The sequence below is a fragment of the Thiomonas arsenitoxydans genome, assembly GCF_000253115.1.
GTDB lineage: Bacteria > Pseudomonadota > Gammaproteobacteria > Burkholderiales > Burkholderiaceae_C > Thiomonas > Thiomonas arsenitoxydans.
Window position 1 is genome coordinate 1,254,633 of record NC_014145.1, and the last position, 21,771, is coordinate 1,276,403.

Annotated in this window: 19 protein-coding genes; 4 read left to right on the forward strand and 15 right to left on the reverse strand. The window is 65.3% G+C overall.

From position 1 onward, the window contains the following. Positions 1 to 14 precede the first annotated feature (14 nt). Genes THI_RS05775 through THI_RS05795 form a run of 5 tightly spaced genes read right to left on the reverse strand, consistent with a single transcriptional unit; the run spans position 15 to position 9,862 of the window. Positions 15 to 1,163 (reverse strand): HEAT repeat domain-containing protein, encoded by a 1,149-nt coding sequence (locus tag THI_RS05775; protein ID WP_013105304.1) that lies wholly within the window; start codon positions 1,161 to 1,163, stop codon positions 15 to 17. After that, positions 1,160 to 2,635, reverse strand: coding sequence for a hypothetical protein (locus THI_RS05780; protein WP_013105305.1), 1,476 nt, complete (start codon positions 2,633 to 2,635; stop codon positions 1,160 to 1,162). The genes THI_RS05775 and THI_RS05780 overlap by 4 nt, the downstream gene beginning before the upstream one ends. Positions 2,636 to 2,669: 34 nt before the next feature. Next, positions 2,670 to 3,254, reverse strand: a complete 585-nt coding sequence (locus THI_RS05785; protein ID WP_013105306.1) for an LpoB-related protein — start codon at positions 3,252 to 3,254, stop codon at positions 2,670 to 2,672. A 37-nt stretch (positions 3,255 to 3,291) separates the two neighbouring features. After that, a complete protein-coding gene (locus THI_RS05790) occupies positions 3,292 to 7,047 on the reverse strand; it encodes a tetratricopeptide repeat protein (RefSeq protein ID WP_013105307.1) in 3,756 nt (1,251 codons plus the stop codon). A gap of 31 nt (positions 7,048 to 7,078) precedes the next feature. Beyond that, positions 7,079 to 9,862, reverse strand: a complete 2,784-nt coding sequence (locus THI_RS05795) for a bifunctional glycoside hydrolase/polysaccharide deacetylase family protein (RefSeq protein ID WP_231836405.1) — start codon at positions 9,860 to 9,862, stop codon at positions 7,079 to 7,081. Positions 9,863 to 10,155: 293 nt separating this feature from the next. On the opposite strand from THI_RS05795, the gene THI_RS05800 reads away from it, so the two are divergent. Then, on the forward strand, positions 10,156 to 11,031 hold the full coding sequence (locus THI_RS05800; protein ID WP_013105309.1) for a TatD family hydrolase: 876 nt from the start codon (positions 10,156 to 10,158) through the stop codon (positions 11,029 to 11,031). A gap of 60 nt (positions 11,032 to 11,091) precedes the next feature. Then, positions 11,092 to 13,056 carry a molecular chaperone HtpG gene (gene htpG / locus THI_RS05805; RefSeq protein WP_013105310.1) on the forward strand — a complete coding sequence of 655 codons (1,965 nt, stop codon included), beginning with the start codon at positions 11,092 to 11,094 and terminating at the stop codon, positions 13,054 to 13,056. Between the two features lie 50 nt (positions 13,057 to 13,106). On the opposite strand, the gene THI_RS05810 is transcribed toward htpG, so the two are convergent. From THI_RS05810 to rpsP, 6 genes are all read right to left on the reverse strand, one after another. Further along, positions 13,107 to 14,081, reverse strand: coding sequence for a CobD/CbiB family protein (locus THI_RS05810; protein ID WP_013105311.1), 975 nt, complete (start codon positions 14,079 to 14,081; stop codon positions 13,107 to 13,109). Between the two features lie 82 nt (positions 14,082 to 14,163). Continuing rightward, entirely contained in the window at positions 14,164 to 14,874 is a 711-nt protein-coding gene (locus THI_RS05815) for an NUDIX hydrolase (RefSeq protein WP_013105312.1), read from the reverse strand. A 92-nt stretch (positions 14,875 to 14,966) separates the two neighbouring features. Further along, a complete protein-coding gene (gene rplS, locus THI_RS05820) occupies positions 14,967 to 15,371 on the reverse strand; it encodes a 50S ribosomal protein L19 (RefSeq protein ID WP_013105313.1) in 405 nt (134 codons plus the stop codon). Positions 15,372 to 15,481: 110 nt separating this feature from the next. Next, positions 15,482 to 16,249, reverse strand: coding sequence for a tRNA (guanosine(37)-N1)-methyltransferase TrmD (gene trmD / locus THI_RS05825; protein ID WP_013105314.1), 768 nt, complete (start codon positions 16,247 to 16,249; stop codon positions 15,482 to 15,484). 8 nt (positions 16,250 to 16,257) lie between these two features. Then, positions 16,258 to 16,800: a ribosome maturation factor RimM gene (gene rimM / locus THI_RS05830; protein WP_013105315.1), complete on the reverse strand. Its 543-nt coding sequence runs from the start codon at positions 16,798 to 16,800 to the stop codon at positions 16,258 to 16,260. A 92-nt stretch (positions 16,801 to 16,892) separates the two neighbouring features. After that, the gene (gene rpsP, locus THI_RS05835; protein WP_013105316.1) at positions 16,893 to 17,141 is read right to left on the reverse strand and encodes a 30S ribosomal protein S16; all 249 of its coding nucleotides are present in this window, start codon (positions 17,139 to 17,141) and stop codon (positions 16,893 to 16,895) included. Positions 17,142 to 17,385: 244 nt separating this feature from the next. Here rpsP and THI_RS05840 point away from each other — a divergent pair, with 244 nt between their 5' ends. After that, positions 17,386 to 17,913, forward strand: coding sequence for a GNAT family N-acetyltransferase (locus THI_RS05840; protein WP_013105317.1), 528 nt, complete (start codon positions 17,386 to 17,388; stop codon positions 17,911 to 17,913). A gap of 9 nt (positions 17,914 to 17,922) precedes the next feature. Beyond that, complete coding sequence (locus tag THI_RS05845; protein WP_013105318.1) at positions 17,923 to 18,351, forward strand: TM2 domain-containing protein; 429 nt, start codon at positions 17,923 to 17,925, stop codon at positions 18,349 to 18,351. A gap of 21 nt (positions 18,352 to 18,372) precedes the next feature. Here the strand turns inward: THI_RS05845 and folK are convergent, their stop codons facing one another. Genes folK through hda form a run of 4 tightly spaced genes read right to left on the reverse strand, consistent with a single transcriptional unit; the run spans position 18,373 to position 21,770 of the window. Continuing rightward, on the reverse strand, positions 18,373 to 18,879 hold the full coding sequence (gene folK, locus THI_RS05850) for a 2-amino-4-hydroxy-6-hydroxymethyldihydropteridine diphosphokinase (protein ID WP_013105319.1): 507 nt from the start codon (positions 18,877 to 18,879) through the stop codon (positions 18,373 to 18,375). 6 nt (positions 18,880 to 18,885) lie between these two features. After that, positions 18,886 to 20,322: a polynucleotide adenylyltransferase PcnB gene (gene pcnB, locus THI_RS05855; protein WP_013105320.1), complete on the reverse strand. Its 1,437-nt coding sequence runs from the start codon at positions 20,320 to 20,322 to the stop codon at positions 18,886 to 18,888. Further along, entirely contained in the window at positions 20,319 to 20,990 is a 672-nt protein-coding gene (locus THI_RS05860; RefSeq protein WP_013105321.1) for a histidinol-phosphatase, read from the reverse strand. The genes pcnB and THI_RS05860 overlap by 4 nt, the downstream gene beginning before the upstream one ends. A 27-nt stretch (positions 20,991 to 21,017) precedes the next feature. Next, positions 21,018 to 21,770 (reverse strand): DnaA regulatory inactivator Hda, encoded by a 753-nt coding sequence (hda, locus tag THI_RS05865; protein WP_013105322.1) that lies wholly within the window; start codon positions 21,768 to 21,770, stop codon positions 21,018 to 21,020. Between the last annotated feature and the right edge of the window lies 1 nt (position 21,771).

Here is a 21,771-nt window from a genome sequence, read left to right on the forward strand (position 1 = left end):
GGGCAGGGAGAAGATCAGCTCAGCAGCAGGCGGTCGGCATCGCTCAGCGGGCCGGGCGCCGGGGTGGGCTCGGCAGGGCGCGGCGCACTGCCTGGGCGCTGCAAGGCGGGTGTGTCGGAGATGACCGGCTCGCTTCGAGTCGGGGTTTCGGTCTGCCAGACCCGCACCACGGGACGCAGCCGGGGGGCCACCTGCCGAGTGCCCAGCGGTTGCAGCACGCCGGTGATGCGGCCGAATCGCCGCTCAATCCATTCCAGCTCCGCGGCGTAAGGGCGCCACAACGTCGGGCTGGCGCCTTCCGAGGCGAGATGTTCGAGCACCTCGCGTGCCGCATCGGTCTTGCCCGCGGCCAGAGACAGGCGCAGGAACATCATCTGCAGGCCGGTGTCTTGCGGCAGCGCGTCGCGGGCGATCGTGCAGTAGTGCAACGCCTGCTGCAAGGCGAAGTCGCGCAGATCGCCCTGGGCCAGGCCCTGATAGATGAACTCCATCTGCAACTCGGCGACGCGCTGCGCAGCACGCGCCAGTGCCGCTCCGCTGGGCGCGGTGTGGCGTAAGACTTCGACTTCGCGCAGGGCGTCCTGCAGACTGTCGGTCAGTCGCTGCTCCCAGGTGTTGCTGATGCCGTAGGCCAGCAGGCGGATTTCTTCATCGGGGTCGGACAGCAGCTTGCGCAGCACCGGCAGGGTCATGCGCGGCGACATTTCGCGCAGCGCCAGCACGGCGCGAATGCGCTGGGCCTGCGGCTGGCTCTGGTCTCGGGCAATGCGCGCGGTTTGGCCGGCGGGCAAGTCGCGGCGCTGGTCGTCGTCTATATGCGAGACGGAGAACACCTGCAGCGACGGCGCTTCGCGCAGGTGCTCGGTGGCCTGGTGGCGCATGGGCAGCCATTGCGCCAGCCGCGCGGCGATCAGCAGGCCGAACACGCCGACGACCGGAAAGAAAAACGCCAGCAAGGTCAAAAGGGTGAGTGACAGCCGCTTGGGTTTGCGCAGTTCGGCGGGCAGCAGCGTCCACAGCAGCAGCCCGACCAGCACGGCCGCCGCACCATGCACCGCCCAGAACAGCAGCAGGTCCGTGTCGTCGCGGCTGACCAGCAGCCAGGCCGCCACCGTCTCCAGCAGGACGATGAGCGAGCCGAGCTTGTAGAACAGGGGATTCATGAGGTCTTGGTTTCCGCGGCGGCGCTGCTCAGCAGGCGGCGCAACTCCAGGAAGCTGGGGGCGCCCGAGACTTCTAGAAAGTCCAGATCGAAGGCCTGATCGGGGCGCTGGTTGCTGCGGCTGAGAATCTGCACGAGCTGGCTCGCCATGTCGCGGCGGTAATTCGCCAGCCCGCCGGAACTCAACAAGGGCAGCAGCACGATCAGCGCGGGTTTGCCGCCCCGGCCCTTGAGCGTCCAGGTGGAGCTCTCCACCGGCTGCAGACCGGCGAACTCGGCCAGCACGTCGTCGCTCACACGGCCTTGCCCGCTCCACACTGCGCAGTAGCTGCGCAGCTTGAAGTTCTGCCCCAGTTCGCTGAGCTGCGCCCACTCTTGCTGCAGGCCGATGGGCGCCTGCACCCAGGCCGAGCGCACATCTTCCACGCTGAGCTCGAGCTGGCTGAAATCGAGATAGGACGCGCACAGAACCTGCAGGCGCTGCAGATTGTTTTCCTCGAACGACATGAAGGGCATGGTATGCACCGCCAGCAGGGCATCGACCTCGTCGTATTCGTCGAGCCGTAGCGGGGCGGCGAATACCCAGGGGTTGCTGCCGTCGGTTTCGTTCAGATGGGCTTGGGCGATGTGCACCGACTGATGCGTCTCCAGAATGCGGTTGATCAGAACCTCGCCGGGATCGAGCGGGGGCAGGGTTTGACCCAGTGAAGCGGCCAGCCGCCATTGCAGCCCTTGCGGGCCGATTTCGCGCACAAAGATGCCCGCCTCGACCAGGCGGCACGACTGGCTGAGCAGCTGCAGAAAGGCGCGCGGGTCGGGCAGGGGCGCGGGCGTCGGCAGGCCGGGTGTGGCTGCAGGGGCGGCCAGCGCCGGACGGTTGCCCTGGAAGGTGAAGGTTCGGCGCAGGTCGAGCAGGGCGTCGCGCAGGGTCATGGGACGGTCGGTGAGCTCCTGCTCCAAGGTGGACAGCGCTTCCTTGATGACGAACAGGCGGCGCTTGGTGCGCTCCAGCCGCGCCGTCAGGTCTTTGGTGACTTCGCGGTGCAGCACCTGCCGGTTACGGAAGGCCGCGCCGAACTCGCCCAGAATCAGGGTCATCAGCATGCCGCCGAGAAAGAACTCGGCCGGAAATTCCACGGCAGGAGCGCTATGGAACAGCGTGGGGGAGAACTTCCAGAACGCCGCGTAAAACCCCACGCCGAACAGCCCGTATCCGGCGCCGTAACGCACCGCGATCAGCCAGGGGCCGAACCAGGCCCAGGGAAAACCGGCGTGGGCGCCCAGCGGATCATCCGGCCTGAGCTTGGCGCCCAGCCACAGCACCAGCACCGGCAGCAGCACGGCTTCGAACATCGCCATCAGCCGCCCCGACTGCGTATTCGGTCGCCAGTAGCGCAGCCATTGCCAGCGCATACGCGCCGACTCGCTGCGCATGCGGCGGCTGACGCGGGTGGAGAGATTGTCGAGTTTCATGCGGCGGTAAGAAAGACGCTGGGCGCTGAGCGCGTCAGGGCTTGGCGGCGGGTTTTTCGACCGAGGCCGTCACGCGGATGCCGCGCAGAAGCGCTTCGATCTGCGACTGCCCGACCGCGGCTAGCGCCTGATAGCCCCAGCCTGAGCGGCCGCCGCTGGCGCTCCAGACCACTTGGCCTGTCGGCACGTCGGTGACTTGCAGCGTGATGCCCACCGCGGGCTCGCTGTCCACCCCGCTTTTGTAACGCCATTCGGTGACCGTGCCGGAGAGCGCATAGCGTGCGCCTTGCTGCTTGGCCCAGGCCAGCGCCTGCGCTGTGGTCACCGCGGGCTCGGCCTCCAGCGGGTTCTCGGTGGATTTCTGCGGATAGACCACCACGTCGCGCAAGCCCTTTTGCTGCAGCAGCGAGACGGTGATGGCCTGCGCCCTGCGCTCGACCAGCGGCACATCGGTGGCGTTGGCCAGCGGCAGCACGGCGAACTTGGCGTCCGCTGGCACCGAGAGCGACTGGCCGGGCAGGGCGGTGACGGCGCAGCCCGCGAGCAGCATCACGGCGGCGCCGGCCAGACCGAGCGCGGCGCGGCGGGCGGGGGAGTGTGGAGTGGGGGATGGGGACATGGAACTCTCCTGCTTCATCGGGGTGAAAAGAACGCGGTCATCGACCGAACCACAAACGGTACTGCAGACTCCACTGCCGGTTCAGGCCCGAGGTGTTCTGCTGGCGCTGGTAACTCAAAGACAGTTGATCGGGCCCGAACACCGGGCCGTGCAGCCCCAGGTTCAGGTTATTGGTCAGCCCCAACCGGCGTGATTGCAGCACATCGACCTCGGCATAGGGCATCCAGCGGCGGGTGTAGGTGTCGTTGTGCGCCATATTGAAGCCGAAACCCAGGCCGTACACATCGTCGCCCGCCGGGATGAAAAACGCGGCATTGGGCGCGGCGCCGCCCGGAACCAGCGGCGCGTAGTCGGGCAGCGGCGGGCCGGCGTTGGCGCTGAAGCGGTTGGAATAGCCCAGCAGTTTCACACTGAGATCGGGCTCGCTGCGGCGAAACCAAAAGCCCAATTCGAATTGCGTGCTCGCGCCATGCCCCAGCGGATTGCCGCGGCGGGTGTCATACGACATCACCGCCGTGCTGACATTGGCCCACATCCGCCCGAAATCGCGCGACAGTCGCAGCGCCAACCGGTCGCGCGCGCCTGCGATCTGCAGCGGGCCGGATTCATCGGCCACGGCGTTGTGTTCCGCTTCAAGCTGCGCCCGTACCTGACCCGGAAGCTGCGTGCCGCCCTCGATGCGCCAGCCACTCAAGCGACCCACGGCGGTGTTGTGGGTGAGCGCGGCGCCGAGTTGCGAACGCTCGCCCTGCCACTGCAGGCCGAGCTCCGCGTCGCTCCAGGTGGACGGCACGCCGACCAGCGCCGCGGTGTTGTTGCTGTGCATGGACTGGCGGCTGGCTTGCGCCTGCAGCCGCCACTGCCCGCCGAATTGCAGCGACAACCGCAGCACCGGCCCCTGGCGGATTACGTTGTCGATCTGGCGATGTTCCAGCGTAACGGTGGCGCGTTGCGCCAGCGCCAGTTGCTGCTCGGCGGTCTGCCGCGCCAGGGCTTGCAGCGCCGGGTTGTCCTGGCCGCGCTCGGCGGCCGTCTCCAGCACTTTTTCGGCGGTGGCCAGCGCCTGCAGCGGCCGACCGGCAACGCGCTCGGCCTCCGCCCGGTCTTGCGGCAGCAGAGGGCGGGCCGCGCCTTGTTGCAACAGCCGATTGACAGCCTCGCGGTCGCCCGCGCGCAGCGCCATCTGCAGCTCGATGGATTGCCGCGCCGCCGGGGTGAGCACGCGCCGTGCCAGCCACCAGCGGGCGGCCGAATTGGTGTCCAGTCGCAGCAGCCAGTCGGCAATCGCGGCGTTGGCCTGCAGGGTTTGAGGAACGGTCAGATCGCCGCTGCGGAGCTTGTCGCGCAACTGCCCGAGCAGCGCCTGTTGACCCGCGTCATCGAGCCGGGCGTGGCTCAGGCGCAGACGGGCGAGCAGCGCGTTCAGGTCTTGATCAGTGGTTTTACCCTCGGATTTTTTCCCGCTCGCGGCGGCTTTTTGCAGCAGCGCCCACGACTGGTTATAGGCCGCCTGCGCGCGGCGGCTGTCACCGGCCTGCGCCAGCAGATCACCGTAGTTGAGCAGCCAGAGTGCATCGGTCTTTTTGCGGGGGTAGAGCTGCTGCCCGTAGCGCACGGCGGCGGCGTTGTCGCCCAATGTTTGCGCCGCGGCGGAAAGCACGTCGAGGCCATCGGGCAGGCCTTGCAGGCTGCGGCTGTAGAGCGCCACGTCTTGCCGCAAGGCGTCTGGCTGGTTGGCATCGATCAGCATCCACAGCAGGGCGATCTGGTTATCGGTGTTGCCAGGTGCAAGACGCAGGGCCTCGTGCAGATCGGCCAGCGCCCGGTCGGTACGGCCCAGCGCGCGCCAGACCTGCGCGCGTGCGGCGTACATCTGCGGCTGCTGGCGCAGCGGCGCGCCCGCGGCACTGCCCAGCACGACGCGTTCCCACTCGGCGATGCCTTGGGCGCTGGGCTGACGCACCAGCGATTGCAGCCACAACAGCGCCAGCGCCTCCGACGGGGCCTTGGCCCAGGCTTGCGGCAGCAGACGCAGCGCGGCGGCGTCGCCCTGCGATTTTTGCGTGAGGATGATGAAGCGTTGCAGCTGATAGGGCTTGATGCGGTCGCGCAGTTGCGGGTTGTTCCAGATGCTGCCGTAGGCGCTTTGCGCGCTGCGCTGTTCGCCCATGTCCCAGGCGATGTCGCCCAGCAAACCCTGGTGCGCAGCGAGCAAATCGACATCGTTGCAAGGCGGGGTTTGTGCGGCGGCGCTGCCATCGGTGATGACGGCAGCAGCGGGCGCGTTGTGGCAGGGCGTGTCATCCGAGAGGTGCTGGGTTTGCTCGAGCGTCTGCCGCGCCTGCTCGAACTGCCCGTTTTGCAGCAGGGCAATGGCGTAGTCGATACTGCCGCGCAGGCTGAGCGCCCCGCGCTTCAGCGCCTCGGCGTACGTCGCCAGCGAGGCGTCCACCTCGCCCATATTGCCCAGCAGCCAGGCCAGGGAAGTCAGCACCTCGGGCTGCTTGACCGCGGCTTGGCGCAGAATGCTCACCGCTTGTTCAGGATGGCCGCGTACCTCCAGCGCCTGGGCGTATTGCAGCCACTCGTCTGTGGTGAGCGTGGTGTGCGCGGCGCGCTGTTCCCAATAGGCGTCCAGGCCGCTGCTCGAATGCAGCGCGAGCGCCAGCCGACGCAGTTCGTCGAGGGCGTGGCGTGTGAACTCGGCGCGCAGCAGGGCGATCCACTGTTGCATGGCGGCGTCGGGCTGGCCGCTCCACTCCAGCACCTGGGCGCGGCGTTCGGCCCAAGTGCGGCTGCCCGGCTGCTGCGCCAGCGCGGCGTCGGCGATGTGCACCGCGCCGCGCAGATCGCCCCCGGCCAGCAGCACTTGCCAGGCCAGTTCGCGCTGCGCCGGGGTGAGGGCCTTGCCCAGCGCGGCGGCGGGCAGGTCGAGATCGACGGCTTTGCGCAGCCAATCACCCGCCTCGGCGGGCTGGTTGGCGCCCAGTGCCAGCTTCACCATGAACCACGCCATCTGCGGCGCAACCGCGCCGCTACCCAGCGCCGCAGCGGTCTGGCGATAGGCCTGCGTCGGATCGCCGGAGGCCAGCAAGGCGCGGGCGGCCTGCTCGATGAGTTGCTCGCGCTCGGCCTCAGTCACCCGGGTCTTGGCGGTGGCGAACAAGACCTGCGCCGCCAGTGGCTCGGCGTGCACGCCCACCAGCAGACGCGCAGCCTGTAGTGCAGCGGCGGGCGGCAGCGGCAGAAAGCGGGTCACCATGCCGGTGAGCCGCTGCACGGCTTGCGGCTCGTCGAGGCCTTGCAGCAGCACCAGGGTGTCGCGCCATTCGTTGAAGTTGGCGGGTTGGGTGCGCTGCAGCAGCGCGGAGAGGGCCTGCCGGGCCTGCGCCTCTTCCGTGGCGTGCCCCAGGGCGCGGGCATCGAACCAGCGGGCCTTCCAGATTTGCAGCCGAAGGGCGTCGGCCTGCGGGGTGTGTACCGAACGCAGGGTGTCGAGGGCTTGTTGCGACTTGCCAATGTGCATATAGCGCTGCGCCAGCATCAGGCGCAGGTCGATATTGCCGCCGCGCAGATCGACGAGATGGCGCAGGTAGTCGATGGCCAGCCCGTCGTCGGCGCTGGTGCTCAGCAGCCGCATCAGGTTCTGCCCCGGATAGACCAGCGCGAGCGTTGCGGCGCACAACAGGCCCAGCCCCAGCAAGGCACCACGCGGAAATAGACGACTGCGCTGCGGATCGTCTGGAGAGATGTGCAGCGGGTCGCGGGTGGCGGGGCGGGTTTTTTCCAGCATTGAGGCGGATTGTCGGTCAGCGCGCGGTCGTTTAGGCCCGCTTCAGCGTGAGATCGACGGTGGCGCCGCTGCTGCTGACCCGCACCGCTGCGGCCGCCTGCTCGACTTTCGCCCCTTTGGCCGCCTGCACGCTCCAGCCGGAGGGCAGTTGAAACAGGGCTTCGACGGGCAGATGTCCTTGCAGGCTGATTTGTACGCTGCGGTCGTTTTGCACGGCCCAGCGGGTGACGTCGGCATTGGCCTCGATCAGACGCGGGACAGTCGCGGCCAGGGACTGACCCGCGGCTTGGCTACGCAGCACGGCCTGTCCAGCCGTCGCGTGCAGATAACGCTGCTGTTCATGCTCGTTCCAGCCGACGATGTTCTGGCAGTTGGCCAGTGCGGGCGTGGCGGCGGTGACGGGCTGGGTCCACTGGCGCATTTCTGCCCCGCTGCGCAGACGCCAGCCACCGGCCAGCAACCGGGCCACCGTCGCTTGCCGCCAGTCGTTCACGCTGCGGAAGTATTGGTGGCCGTAAATCGCATGCAACGGTTGTTTGAGCACCCATTGATAGACCGTATGCAGACTTTTCGCCCCTGCCGCCTTGGTCACGATGTAGGGGTGGTAATACAGGTCGATGGGCTTGATGCGACGCGGCGAGTCGGTCATCTGATAGCTCTCGACCACGCGCTCGAAGCCGAAATAAGGCCCCTGCCAGTTGTGCGTAAAAACCTCCTCGTTCGACTGCGCGGCATAGACCTGAAAATACTTGCCCTTGGGAATGCCCATGGGCCAGACATCAGACAGCGTGGGCCGGGTCTTGCTGATGGGGGCGCCGCCGCCGTTGATATTGCCAAGCCCGGTTTCATAGGCCATGGCCACGGCCTCATCGGGCGGATTGCAGTCGCCTGGCCAGAGAATCATGTTGCATTTCTTGCCGGGCGGGCAGAGCTTGTCGTCGATGTACTGCGCAGCGTCGACCACATTGCTCTTGGTGCTGAAGGTGTAGTTGGGCAGCGGCAGGTAATTGCCGTAAGGGAAGTTTTTGGTTTCTTTGCCGCGGCTGTGGGTCTCGCTCGCTGCAACCCAGTTGAATGGATGCGACCAGGTGTGGCTGCCGACTTCCACCCAAGGCAGGGCGTACATGCGCTTGGCCCATTTCTGCGACTGGTCGGCCAGTTTGGGATACAGACCTTCGTGGCTGATTTCGCCGATGATCACCGAGGCCAGGGTGGGCACCTTGTATTTTTCGAGGAATTCGGTCACCAGCACTTCGCAGGCCAGCGGCGAGCCGGGCTGGTCACAGGCGTTCGGCCAACCGTCGCCGTCGAAGTGCACGAAAAACGCCCGTCGCCCGGTGCGGGTGGTGATGTCGGGCATGGGGTCTGCGCCCACGCGCAGAGCCGCGCGGAAAAACTCGATCGGCTCGACCGACCAGCGCGTGCCGGTGTTGCCCGGTAGATTGAACACGCCGAACCCGCCCAGCGCATATCCGCCCCAAGGCGTGATGGCGGCGCCGTCCATGATCCGGCCATCACCGCCGGTGGCGCGCAGCCAGACCTGCGATCCGGCACTGGCGGTCAGTTGCACTGTGTCTTGCGGGCTGATTAGTGGTATGACTTCGCCGTTGGGCGTGCCGGGTTGGCGCTGTACCTTGATCGGCGCGTTCAGCGGCTCCCCGACGTGTTCGCCAAGATCGTCTAGCACATCGAGATCGGCGTAGCCCAGCACGGCCACGGGCACGCTTTCCGCCTTGGCGCGCTTGAGCAGAGTGCGGATGTCCAGTGGAATCTTGCCGTCATCGGGGTAGAGCACCACGGCGGCATAGCGGCCCGCCAGCGGTTCGGTGATGGCGGGCGCGCCGACATAGCGATATTCAGGAACCAGGCCGAGATATTCCAGCGGCATGGCGCCGTAGAGGTGCGCGCTCTGCGCCTGCAGCTCCGGGCTGTCGCCCTGTTCGCAGGAATGCAGCAACAGCACGCGGCGCGGCACCAGCTCGACTGTGCCCACACCGAGGCTTTCCAGCGTGGGGTCGGCCACCCAGGGAATGAGCCCTTGCGCGGCGATTTGCTGCGCCGTCTGCCGGGCAGAAGCGCGGTCTTGCGGGGCGCAATAGTCGATGGCGATGCCCGGCAACTTGAACTGGCTGCGCATCTCGCCAAAGCGGGCGAGCAGCCATTCGCGGTCGTCGGTCTTCACTTCGACATAGGTGGTTTCGGCTTGATTCCAGCCGCGATAGAGCGATTCGGCGGCCACGGCCAGAATGCTCGGCGCCAGGGTGGCGTCGACTAGCTCGAAGCCGCGGTTGAGCATCAGGCGGATGCCCGGATAGGCGGCAACCAGGCCGCGCAGGGTTTCCGCCAGCGCCTGGGCCTGAAGCTGGCGCGCCTGCGGGCTTTTGGCCAGCAGTTGATAGGAGTCGAGGGTGTCGAGGAAAAAGGCGCGAAAGCCCGCGTCCCACAGCGGTTTGACGATGCGCTCGCGCAGAAATTGCGGCCAGCCGGCGGCGGTCTGGTCGATCACCCTCGAACCCCAGGCGGCGTTCGACGTCGGCAGCCAAGCCTTGGGCATGTCGGCGTAGTAGGGCCGATCCGCAGTGACTTCGCCCACCGAGACATAGGCCAGCGCCAGGGTGTCCGGCCCCAGCACGGAGACCATTTTTGTATCTTGCGCCAGGGCATACTGCGGTTCGAGCACCACCCAGTCGAAGGCGCGCAGATCGTCCACCGGAATGCGGGCGCCGTAGTAAAAAGCGACTGCGGGCGGCGTGGTGTTGCCGCCCTGCAGGCAGTCGGGGCAATTTCCGCAAGTGCAGGCGGCGTTCTGGGCCATGGCTCGGCCGGCAGTGGCGCCGAGCAAGCCCAAGCCCAACAGGCCTCTGCGGCCCAAAGGGTTGGCAAGCAGGCGGCTCTGCGCAAGAGATTGGAGAAATTGGCGGCGTTGCATAAGGAATTTCAGGGGGACGACACACGTTCAAAGCGCGCCTTGAAGTGAACCGTTCTGTGATCTATACGGACTATGTCCTCAATTTTCCATGAGTTTTGGGAGCGCTTATAGGGTTTGCCTGGGGATTTGGCCTGGAACTGTGATTTTTTACGCTTACGGCATAGTTTGGAGGAGTTTTGATGGCGGTGTACCCCATGCAGACGATGGGCTGGATCGATACCCACGCCCATCTCGATGCCGCCGAGTTTGGCGGACGGGCGCGGGAGGTGGCTGCTCATGCCCGGCAGGCGGGGGTGGTGGGCGGGGTGATTCCGGCCGTCGAGCGCAGCAATTTCGACACGGTGCGTGAGCTTGCGCAGACCTGTGGGTGGGCCTACGCCCTGGGCATTCACCCGCTCTACGTCGACCGGGCGCAAGAGGCCGATCTGGAGGCGCTGCGGCACAGCGTGGGCGAGGCGTTGGTCGATCCGCGTTTTGTCGGTCTGGGCGAGATCGGGCTGGATTTTTTCGTCCCCGGACTCGACCTCGCAAAACAGCAGCGTTTCTATCAGGCGCAGTTGCGCATCGCCCGAGACTTTGATTTGCCGGTGATTCTGCATGTGCGCAAATCGCAAGACGCCTTGCTCGCCGGACTGCGCCGCGCGGGCTTCGGGGCAGGACGGCCCGCAGGCATCGCCCATGCCTTCAACGGCAGCCTGCAGCAGGCGCAGGGCTTCATCAATCTGGGTTTTTCGCTGGGATTCGGCGGCGCCATGACCTTCGAGCGCGCGCTCAACATCCGCCGTCTGGCGGCCGAGGTTGCCGAGACCGCGCCGGTGCTCGAAACCGATGCGCCCGATATCCCGCCGGTCTGGCTTTACCGTCCGCGCGAGGCGCGCGACGATGCGCCCCCGACCCCCAACTCGCCCGAACAGTTGCCCCGCATCGCGCAAACCCTGGCCATGCTGCGCGGCTGGTCGCCGGAACAAACGGCCCGGCAGACCACGGCCAACGCCCTGCGCGCCTTGCCGCGCTTAGGCGGTGCGTTGAACCTCGGGATCGAATCTGGGGCTTGATTTTTGAAGTCTTGACCGTATCTGCTTGCAGGTTTTTTCTTTTCTTTTTCCGCACGCACCATGAGCACTGAACAAACTACTCCTGCCCCTGCCGCCGCGCATACCCACGCCTTTCAGGCTGAAGTGCGGCAACTGCTGCACCTCGTCACCCATTCGCTCTATTCCAACCGCGACATCTTTTTGCGTGAACTGATTTCCAACGCCTCCGACGCCTGCGACAAACTGCGCTTTCAGGCCATCGACGACGCCTCGTTGATGGAGGGCGACGCCGACCTGCGCATCCGCATTGCGGTGGACCCCGAGCAGCGCACCCTCACCATCAGCGACAACGGCATCGGCCTGAGCCTGGAAGAAGCGGTCGAGCATCTGGGCACCATCGCCAAGTCGGGCACGCGCGAGTTCATGCAAAAACTCGGCGACAAACAAAAGCCCGATGCGGCGCTGATCGGACAGTTCGGCGTGGGCTTCTACTCCGGCTTCATGGTGGCCGAGCGCATCACCGTCGAGTCGCGCCGGGCCGGTATGACGCAGGCCGAGGGCGTGCGCTGGGAGTCCGACGGCACGGGCGAGTTCACGGTGGAAACCATCACCCGCGCCAAGCGCGGCACCGATGTCATCCTGCACCTGCGCGCCGATGCCGACGACACGCCGCACGAGGACAAGATCGACAAATACCTGCGGGTGTGGACGCTCAAAGACCTCATCGGCAAATACTCCGACCACATCTCCCTGCCCATCGAAATGCGCAAAGAGAAGTGGGACGCCGAGCAGAGCAAATACGTCGCCACCGACGAGTGGGAGCAAATCAACAGCGCTGCGGCGCTGTGGACGCGCAGCAAGTCCGAGATCACCGAAGAACAATATCTCGAGTTCTACAAGCAACTCATCGGCGACAGCCAGCCGCCGCTGCGCTGGACGCATAACCGCGTTGAAGGCCGCAGCGAATACACCCAGTTGCTCTACATCCCGTCCAAGGCGCCGATGGACTTGTGGGACCGGCAGCAGAAAGCCGGGGTCAAGCTGTATGTCAAGCGGGTGTTCATCACCGATGACGCCGAAAGCCTGATGCCCACCTACTTGCGCTTCGTTCGCGGGGTGATCGACAGCGCCGATCTGCCGCTGAATGTGTCGCGTGAAATGCTGCAGGAAAGCCGCGATGTGCGCGCCATCCGTGAAGGCTCGGTCAAGCGCGTGTTGTCCATGCTCGAAGACCTGGCAGGCAGCGAAGACCAGGCCGAGCGCGACAAGTACGCCGCGTTCTGGGCCGAGTTTGGCGCGGTGCTCAAGGAGGGTTTAGGCGAAGATTTCAGCAACCGCGAGCGACTGGCCAAGCTGTTGCGCGCGGCCTCCACGCACAGCGAGGATGATGCGCCGAGCGTGTCACTGGCCGACTATGTCGCGCGGATGAAAGAGGGTCAGAAGGCCATCTACTACATCACCGCCGAGACGCCGAAAATCGCCCGCTCCAGCCCGCAGCTCGAAATTTTCCGCAAGAAGGGCATCGAGGTGCTGCTGCTCACCGACCGGGTGGACGAATGGATGTTGGGCTTCCTCAATGAGTTCGACGGCAAGCCGCTGCAATCGGTGGCGCGCGGGGCCGTCGATCTCAGCGACATCAAAGGCGCAGAGGACAAGGCCGACGAGGCCAAGGACGACAAAGAGCCGTCTGCCGATCATCAGGCTCTGATCGAGCGCTTCAAGCAGGCTTTGGGCGAGCGGGTGAAAGAGGTGCGCATTTCCAAGCGGCTGGTCGATTCTCCGGCCTGTCTGGTCGCCGCCGACGATGGCATGAGCGCGCATCTGGCGCGCTTGCTCAAGCAGGCCGGGCGCGACGAAATGCCCTCTACCCAACCGGTGCTGGAGATCAACCCGGCGCATGTGCTGGTCAAGCGCGTGGCGGCAGACGAGGCCCATGCCGACGATCTGGCTCAGGTGGTGTTCGATCAGGCCTTGCTGGCTGAAGGTGGCCAACTCGACGATCCGGCGGCTTATGTTCGCCGGGTCAACGCTTTGCTGGCGGGCTGAGCGCGTCCCCGCGGGCTAGTCGTACCCAGGCCCAGGGGCTCAGCTTGGTTTCAGCTCACCCAGCTGACCACGCTGAGCATGGCCAGCAGCAGCATCCACAGCAGCACCGAGCGCCACACCAGCCCCACCACATTGCGTAAATGCGCGGGCTGGGGAATGGCGCCGGGCATCGTGGCTGCAAGGCCGCTCATGCCCAGATCGCCGTTCTCGCCTTCCTGGGTCCAGCCGGGCTCTGTCGGGGCGGCGGGCGTGGCAGCGGCTGTTGCTCCGAGCCGAATGCCTACCGCGCCCGCGGCAGAGGCCAGCATCACCCCGGTATTGCGATTGGCCCAGAGCTGCGAATAGCCGCGCCAGACATCGACGGCATCCTCGAAATTGCCGACGATGGCGTAACCGCTGGCGGTCAGGCGGGCGGGCGCCCAGTCGAGCAGGTCGAAGGCTTTTTGCGAAAAGCTCTGCAGCGCGGGGCTGGCTTCGCTGTCGGTCTGATTCCATTTGCCCGCTACATAGTCGCTAAGGCGATACAGCACGGCGCCTGCCGGGCCGATGGGCAGAATGAACCAGAAAAACACGCCCAGCACATAGCGCTGCACCGACACCAGGGCATGTTCGATGGTTTGCTGGGTGACATCGCTGGTGCTCATGTCCACGGTATCGAGCGCTTTCCACTGTTTGAGCAGGCTGCGCGCGGTGGCGGCATCGTTGTGATTGAGCGCGTCCTGGATGTCCGTGAAGTAGTGGCTGAACTGGCGAAAACCGAGGGTGAAATACAGCACCGCCACATTCCACGCCAGGGCCAGCAGCAGGCTGTAGTGCAGCGCGACGAGATAAATCACCAGTGTGATCAAGGCGGGCAGCAACACGGCGATGAACCAGGCCGCGACGCCGTGATGCGGCCGTCCCGCATCGAAGTTGCGCGCGGCAATATCAGCCAGACTCTGGCGCAGCCGATACACGGCGCTGCCGCGGCCCAGGGGTTTGAGTTGCTCGACAAGCAGGGCGATCAGAACGGAGAGAAAAGCCATGCATCTATCCTAAGGCAACCCTGAACAAGCCTTTTGCGCCTCGCATCCTCGTTGGGCTGTGCGGGAAGGGCTGGGCTTGGCCTTACGCAACCAGCAAGCGGTACAAATTGCGCAGCATGGCGGCCGTCGCGCCCCAGATGACGTAGCGCTGCCCGTTTGCGACATAGGGCATGACCAGAAAGCGGCGCCGCACGGCAACGGGGTTGGGCGCAACATCGTTGCCCGGCCTCCACTCCCTAAGCTCGTGATGCCGGGGGTTCATCAGGAAGGCCAGCGGTACTTCGAAGACCTCGCTGACCTCGTCGGGTTGAGGCTGCAGGTTTTCAGCGGCGGGAATGAGCGCTACCACCGGGGTGACGGCGTAACGCGATGCGGTGCAATACAGCGGCAGCGTGCCGAGCACTTCGGTCCCCGCCGGGCGCAGGCCGATTTCCTCATGGGCCTCGCGTAGTGCGGTTGCGGCAGGATGAATGTCCTGGCGGTCGCAGCGCCCACCGGGGAAACTGATCTGGCCGGCATGTTCGTGCAGGTGGAGATTGCGGCGGGTGAGCAGCACCTGCAGGCCTTCGGCACGTGGTACCAATGCAATCAGAACGGCGGCGCCGCGCAGCGCTTGGGAACTCAGGCGTAGTGAATCTTCAAACAGCTCCGGTGTCCACGCGGTGGGTGAAGCAAAGCGGCGCCGCAGCCAATCCGGCTCAAGCCGCTCGGGAGCGACGGCGGGCAGACCGTCATCGCGGCCGATCAGGTCAGCGCTTTCGGGGTCGATGGGCGTGAGGCGAAGAGTGGACACGTTTGATGTAGAAAACAAAAAAGCCGACGTGCAGTGCAAGTCGGCTTCGGCGGTGATCCGGCTGGGCCGGTATGACCAGGGACAAACGCTGATTAGGCCTCTGCAGTTGCGTTTGCCTGAGCGGCGGCAGCAGACTTGAGCACCAGTTTTTCCTTGATGCGTGCGGACTTGCCGGAGCGGCTGCGCAGGTAGTACAGCTTGGCGCGGCGCACATCACCACGACGCTTGACTTCGATCGACGCGATCTGCGGCGAATACAGCTGGAACGTACGCTCCACGCCTTCTCCGGCCGAGATTTTGCGCACGATGAAGCTGGAATTCAGCCCACGATTACGCTTGGCGATCACCACGCCCTCGTAGGCCTGGTTACGTTTGCGGTTGCCTTCAACCACCTTGACGGACACGATGACGGTGTCACCCGGGTTGAACTGCGGAAAAGTTTTGCCAGCGCTGACGCGGGCGATTTCTTCCTGCTCCAGAGTTGCGATCAGATTCATTTCATGCTCTCCAATGATCTTGCCGTGCCGGTGTGGGTCAGTTGTGGTTGCCGCAGCCCTGATGATGCACTAGCAAGTGCAGTCAGCCTGGCGGCTAGGCCAGCAGAGGATCAAACCTGAAGATTATACCCCAGAGCAGCCAGAAATCTCAGATCTTTCTGGCTCAACTGGTTGGCAGCCTGCATCTGCGCGATCAGGTCAGGGCGCCGCTGCAAGGTCAGGCGCAAGGACTGTTCCCTGCGCCATTGGGCGATGCGGGCATGATCGCCGCTGAGCAGGGCTTCGGGCACGCCGTGGCCCTGATAGTGCTCGGGCCGCGTGTAATGCGGACAGTCGAGCAGGCCGTTGGAAAAGCTGTCCTGCTGGGCTGAATCGGCGCTGCCCAGCACGCCCGGCAGCAATCGGCAGACGGCATCGAGCAGCGCCAGGGCCGGAATCTCACCGCCCGAGAGCACGAAGTCGCCCAAGCTGATCTCCGCGTCCACCCGGCGGTCGATCAGGCGTTGATCCACACCTTCGTAGCGGGCGCAAAGCAAGGTCACGCCATCGGATTGGGCCAGGTTTTCCACGAGTCGCTGGTCGATGCGCCGTCCGGTTGGCGAAAACAGCCAAACCGGGGCTTGCGGGTGCGATGCTAGACGCCGGTCGTCGGCGATGGCGTCTAGCGCTTGTTCCAGCGGCTCGGCCAGCATGACCATGCCGGGGCCGCCGCCGTAGGGACGGTCATCGATGGTTCGGTGCGCATCGGTGGTGAAATCGCGCGGGTTCCAGCATTGCAGTTGCAACTGTCCCGAGTCGAAGGCGCGGCGCGATACGCCGTGGTACTTCAGCGGCTCGAAATAGGCGGGAAACAGGCTGATGACATCAAAGCGCAGCATGGGGCGGGTCAGTCGTAACTGGCGTCCCACAGGGCGATGATGGTCTTCGCGGGCAGATCGACCGAGACGATGTAAGCCTCGACGAAGGGAATCAGCCGTTCGCGCGGTTTGGCGTCCGCACTGGCCTGCGGAATCTGCACGCGCAAAACGGCGTGGGCGGCGCTTTCCATCAAGCCAATGACGCGGCCGAGATCGGCCCCTTCCGGGCTGCGTACCTCGCAGCCGATCAGGTCGGCCCAATAGAACTCGCCCTCGTCAGGCGGGGGAAAGTCGGCACGTCGCACGGCGATCTGACGCCCGCGCAGCGCTTCGGCGCCGCTACGGTCTTCCGGTCCTTCGAGCAGTGCGACCAGGGCGCTGCCGTGACGCCGAACCAGACGTACCGCAATCGGCGTGGGCTCGTTTTCAAAGCCTGGACGGCTGAGCCACCAGGTCTTGGATTTGAGCAACGCGGTCGCTTGCGGGGCGTCCGGGGCGACCTTCACCCAGCCGCGCACGCCCCAGGCGTCGAGGATATGACCCACGAGGTAAAGATTGTCTGGAATAGCCACTTACAAGCCGGTGCGCGGATGAAAAAAGCAAGTGAAAAGCGGGACGACTTTTCAGCCGACCCGCTGCAGGCAAAACCCGTCAGGCTGACCGATCAAGCAGACTTCTGCGCGGTTTTTACCAGGCGCTGCACGGTCGGGGAGACCTGTGCGCCCACGCTGGTCCAGTGGTTCAGACGCTCGGTCGCAATGTGCAGGGGCACTTCGGCGCCACGGGCAACCGGGTTGTAATAACCCAGGCGCTCGATGTAGCGACCATCACGACGGCTACGTGAATCGGTGGCGACGATGTGGTAGAAGGGGTGTGCCTTGGCACCGGCACGGGTCAGACGGATCACAACCATTTTGCTTCCTTGTCAAAAAAATGAGAGCCAACGAGGGGGTCGTGGGCCATGTGTTTGGGCATCGCTTGGGTCAAGCTCTGGCAACCAACCGCTTAGAACCAGGCTTTCTGGGTAGGTGCCTTGCAGCAAATACCGGTGTTGTAGGGCAGCCGTCCGTCGGACGAGTATTGCCCTCAAAAACTTGGGGCGCGACGCTCGAATAAACTCGCCATTATAAACATGCCCCTTTCCGATCTTGCACTTCATGCCTGAATTCACCATTCGCGCCGCCGCTGCGGCAGATGTACCCGCTGTCACCGCCATTTATGGACACCATGTTCTGCATGGCACAGGCACCTTCGAAACTCTGGCGCCTGACGAGGCCGAGATGCTCCACCGTCTGCAGGAAGTGCAGTCGCGCGGGCTGCCGTGGCTGGTCGCCGTGCGCGGCCAGGAGATCATCGGCTACGCCTATGCCAACTGGTTCCGGGCGCGCGAGGCTTTCCGGTTTACGGTCGAAGACTCCATCTACATTGCCCCGAACGGCTTGCGTCAGGGGGTTGGCGGCCAGTTGCTTGATGCCTTGATCGACTCATGTACCCGGAGCGGGATGCGGCAGATGCTGGCTGTCATCGGAGATTCCGCAAACGCCGGTTCAATCGGTCTGCACCGCGCGCGTGGGTTCGAGGAACTGGGGCGCATGTCGGCAGTCGGCTGGAAATTTGATCGCTGGCTCGATGTCGTGTTCATGCAACGCGCGCTGGGTGCGGGCGCCGAAACCTCTCCGATTTGACGGCCCGCCATGACTGCTCAGACCGGATTCAAAAATAAATTCACCGCCGCTTTACTGGCTCTGCTGACCGGCGTGCTTGGCGGTCACCGCTTTTACCTGCGCGGCTTGCGAGATCCGTGGGCCTGGCTGCACGGCCCCTTGTTTCTGTTGGGTTTGCTTGGGGTTTGGCGCTTTGTCGCCCATCGTCAAGATGACCCGCTGACTTGGGCCTTGCTGGCGGTTTTTGTTGCCGTGGTGATCGCTGTGGTGGTGCAGACTCTGGTGATCGGCCTCACTCCGGACGCCAAATGGGATGCGCGCTGGAACGCGGCGGCGGTTCGCCGCAGTCAGAACGGCTGGGGCCCGGTGCTGATCGTGATCTTTGCGCTGTTCATGAGCGTGGGTTCGCTCACCGGTGGGCTCGCCTATGTGCTGCAGCGATTTTTTGGCGGTAGTTGAGCGAGAGATCAGGGGCTCAAGTCACAGCAGCCCGAGTTTTTCGATCGCCTGACCTTCGGCGACACGCTGTTCGGCTAGTTCGGCGACGCGCGTGCCGTCGATGCGGCCTTCCAGCCAGATTTCGGCCAGCGGGGCCAGCACGAAGGCGCGCTGTGCCATACGCGGATGGGGCAGGGTCAGCCGTTCGCTCTGGCGTTGCAGACTGCCGTAGAGCAGAAGGTCGAGATCGAGGGTGCGCGGGGCGTTGATTTCGCCGCTAGGGCGCTGGCGGCCGAGGTCGGATTCGATGCGCAGCAGCGCGTCGAGCAAGGCGTCGGGCGATAGGGCGGTGCGAGCCAGAATGACGGCGTTCCAATAATCGGGGCCGCTGGCGTGTTGCGGTGCGGTGCGGTAGAGGCTGGAGCGCGCGGCGACGCGCGTTAGCGACAGGGCATCGATGGCTTGCACCGCAGCACGCAGGGTGGCTGCGCCGTCGCCCAGATTGGCGCCAAGGGCGACGAACGCTTCGACGTCATCGGCGCAGGACATCGCGTTTCACTCGGAACTGTCGTTGCTGGCGCCGTCGGCAGGGTTCGCTTCAGACGGTTTTTTGCGCCGCCGCCTCCGCCGGGGTTTGCTGGCTGCGCTGGGCTGCGGCGCGGTGGCGAGCATGTCGGCACGGCCCTCGGCGTCGGCGAACTGGAAAGCCTCCCACCATTGCACCAACTCCGGCTCGGCCTGGCCGCTGCGCGCGCGCAGGCTGAGAAAGTCGTAGGCAGCGCGAAACCGTGGGTGTTCGACCAGACTGTTGGCATAGCGCGGGGTGCGGCGTTCGAAGCGCGATTGCAGCGACCAGATTTCGCGCATGTCGGTGGCGATGCGCCGCTGGATGGCCAGGCGCTCGGCCTGAGCTGCCAGCACTTCGTCAGCGGCCTGATCGAGCGCCATGAGGGGGGCGATGCCTTCGGCCAGCAACGCGTTCCAGCGTTGCTCCACGTCATGCCAAAGCAGGCAGGCGAAGAGGAAGCTGGGGCTGGCGGTCTTGCCTTGGGCGATGCGCTCGTCGGTGTCTTGCAGCGCATTGGTGATGAAGCGCTCGCCCTCGGGCTTTTCCAGCACGGGATCGAGCAGAGGCAGCAGACCGTGATGCAGGCCCAGGCGACGGAGCTGTTGCAGCGAGGCGACCGCATGGCCGGTCTGCAGCAGCTTGATGGTCTCGTCGAACAGGCGAGCGGCCGGCACATTGGCGAGCAGATCGGCGCTGGGGCCGATGGGCGCGAGCGTGGCCGGGTCGATATCGAAGCCGAGTTTGGCGGCAAAGCGGGCGATGCGCAGCATGCGCACCGGGTCTTCGCGGTAGCGGGCGGCGGGGTCGCCGATCATGCGCAGGCGCCGCTCTTTGAGGTCTTTCATGCCCCGGTGGTAGTCGACCACCACGTCGCGGATCGGGTCGTAATAGAGCGCGTTGATGGTGAAGTCGCGGCGCTCGGCATCGTCGTCGAGCGTGCCCCAGACGTTGTCGCGCAGCACGCGGCCGCTGCTGTCCACCGCCAGGGTCTTGTCGGCCAGGGCGCGGCGTGAGGTGCGCTCGTTGCCGTCCACAGACTCGGCGGCTTGCGCATCGTGCAGTGCGCGGTAGGTGGAGACCTCGATGATGTCGCGGCCATACATGACGTGCACGATGCGAAAGCGTCGGCCGATGATGAAAGCGCGCTTGAACAGCGGTTTGACCTGCTCGGGCGTGGCATTGGTGGCGACGTCGAAGTCTTTGGGCTTGAGGCCCAGCAGCAGGTCGCGCACCGCGCCGCCGACGATGTAGGCCTCGAAACCCGCCTGCTGCAGGGTCTGCACGGTGTTGCGGGCGTTCTGCGAAAGGCGGCTGGCGTCGATTTGGTGCTGGGCGCGGGGCAGGTCGCGGCGTTGGCCACGGTTTTGCGGGTTGGTTTCGGCTTTGTTCGAGGTGAACAGGCGACTGATGAATTTACGGATCATGTCAACAACTGAAGTGTGGGCCAGCCTTTTTCCTGGGCGACGGCGGCCAGCAAGGGGTCTGGATGGACGACCACGGGGTGGGTGGCGTGTTCGAGCAGAGGGCGATCATTGATGGAGTCGCTGTAGAACCAGATCTGGTCGAAATCGCTCCAGCCCAGTCCTTGCGCGGCCAGCCATTGTTCGGTGCGAACGATCTTGCCTTCGCGGAACGACGGAACGCCCACCCAGTTGCCGGTGTAGCGGCCCTGCGCGTCGCGTTCGAGTTCGACGCCGATGAGGTGCTCGACACCGAAGGCGTCGGCGATGGGGCGGGTGACGAAGGTATTGGTTGCGGTGACGATGCAGCACAGATCGCCTGCGGCTTTGTGACGGTCAACCAGTTGCTGCGCGGCCGGTTGCATTTGCGGCTGCACGACGTCGCGCATGAAACCGGCATGCGCGGCGCGCAGTTCGTCGAGGTCGCGTCCGGCAATCGGCAGCAGGGCGAAACGCAGATAGGCGGCGAGATCGAGGGTGCCGGCCTTGTACTGCCGATAGAACGCCTCGTTCTGCTGGCGGTGTTGCTCGGCATCGACCCAGCCCAGCTCGGCAACGTATTGCCCGAAGGCATGGTCGGAGTCGAAGGGAATCAGCGTGTTGTCGAGATCGAAGAGGGCGAGCTTGCGCATGGAGTGTGAAGGCTGGGTCTGTAGGGATCAGCCTGAAACGGATTCGGGCGACGCCGCGTGCAGCAATTGCGGCTGTGCGGCCAGCAGCGATTTGAGCAGAGGCACGGTGGCCGGTCGCTGCGCTGCCAAAGCATAGCGGTCAAACGCGGCCATCAGCACACCCAGCTGTGACAGGTCGCGGCTGAGGTGGGTCAGCATGTAGTGCAGCAATTCGGGACTGAGTGAGTAGCCGCGTTCCTGCGCCAGGCGCTGAAGCACGCTGGCGCGCACGGCGTCGTCGGGCGCTTGCAGGCGCAGCGCCAGCCCCCAGCTCAGGCGGGTGCGCAGGTCGGTGCGCAGGGGCAGCGCGGCTGGGGCGGCGTTGCCGCAGGCGAGAAAGGCGAGCTCGGCCGAGCGGGCGGCGTTGTATAGGCCGAACAGCCAGTCCTGCTGCCAGTCGGAAAGCTGCTGCGCGTCGTCCACCGCCAGCAGGCCACCGGCATGCTGGGCGAGCAGATCGGTGACATCGGGCCAGGCCGAGGCGGGGGTTTGCGGGGTGAGCAGCAGCGCCCAGCGCCCCTGTTTTTGGAGTTCGCGGCAGGCGGCCCACAGCAGGTGGCTTTTGCCGCTGCCGGTCTCGCCCCAGAGATACAGCGCATTGTGGCGGCGCTGTTGCAGCAGATCATGCAGGGCTTGCAGCGCTAGCGCATTTTCGGGCTGAACGCCGGGATCGAAATTCTCGAAGCTGCGTTCATCCTGCCATTCCAGCGGCAGAATCTGCTGGCGCGTGGTTTGCAGCATG

Coding starts and splice junctions, on each gene's coding strand:
- rpsP (WP_013105316.1), bottom strand. CDS start 17,141: ATGGTTGTGATCCGTCTGACCCGTGCCGGTGCCAAGGCACACCCCTTC.
- THI_RS05790 (WP_013105307.1), bottom strand. CDS start 7,047: ATGCTGGAAAAAACCCGCCCCGCCACCCGCGACCCGCTGCACATCTCT.
- THI_RS05860 (WP_013105321.1), bottom strand. CDS start 20,990: ATGCGCAAGCTCGCCCTCTTCGATCTCGACAACACGCTGATTCCCTTC.
- trmD (WP_013105314.1), bottom strand. CDS start 16,249: ATGCTGCGCTTTGATGTCATCAGCCTGTTTCCCGCCTATTTCGAGCCG.
- THI_RS05800 (WP_013105309.1), top strand. CDS start 10,156: ATGGCGGTGTACCCCATGCAGACGATGGGCTGGATCGATACCCACGCC.
- hda (WP_013105322.1), bottom strand. CDS start 21,770: ATGCTGCAAACCACGCGCCAGCAGATTCTGCCGCTGGAATGGCAGGAT.
- folK (WP_013105319.1), bottom strand. CDS start 18,879: ATGTCCTGCGCCGATGACGTCGAAGCGTTCGTCGCCCTTGGCGCCAAT.
- THI_RS05775 (WP_013105304.1), bottom strand. CDS start 1,163: ATGAATCCCCTGTTCTACAAGCTCGGCTCGCTCATCGTCCTGCTGGAG.
- rplS (WP_013105313.1), bottom strand. CDS start 15,371: ATGAATCTGATCGCAACTCTGGAGCAGGAAGAAATCGCCCGCGTCAGC.
- THI_RS05810 (WP_013105311.1), bottom strand. CDS start 14,081: ATGGCTTTTCTCTCCGTTCTGATCGCCCTGCTTGTCGAGCAACTCAAA.
- htpG (WP_013105310.1), top strand. CDS start 11,092: ATGAGCACTGAACAAACTACTCCTGCCCCTGCCGCCGCGCATACCCAC.
- THI_RS05780 (WP_013105305.1), bottom strand. CDS start 2,635: ATGAAACTCGACAATCTCTCCACCCGCGTCAGCCGCCGCATGCGCAGC.
- THI_RS05785 (WP_013105306.1), bottom strand. CDS start 3,254: ATGTCCCCATCCCCCACTCCACACTCCCCCGCCCGCCGCGCCGCGCTC.
- pcnB (WP_013105320.1), bottom strand. CDS start 20,322: ATGATCCGTAAATTCATCAGTCGCCTGTTCACCTCGAACAAAGCCGAA.
- THI_RS05840 (WP_013105317.1), top strand. CDS start 17,386: ATGCCTGAATTCACCATTCGCGCCGCCGCTGCGGCAGATGTACCCGCT.
- THI_RS05845 (WP_013105318.1), top strand. CDS start 17,923: ATGACTGCTCAGACCGGATTCAAAAATAAATTCACCGCCGCTTTACTG.
- THI_RS05795 (WP_231836405.1), bottom strand. CDS start 9,862: ATGGCCCAGAACGCCGCCTGCACTTGCGGAAATTGCCCCGACTGCCTG.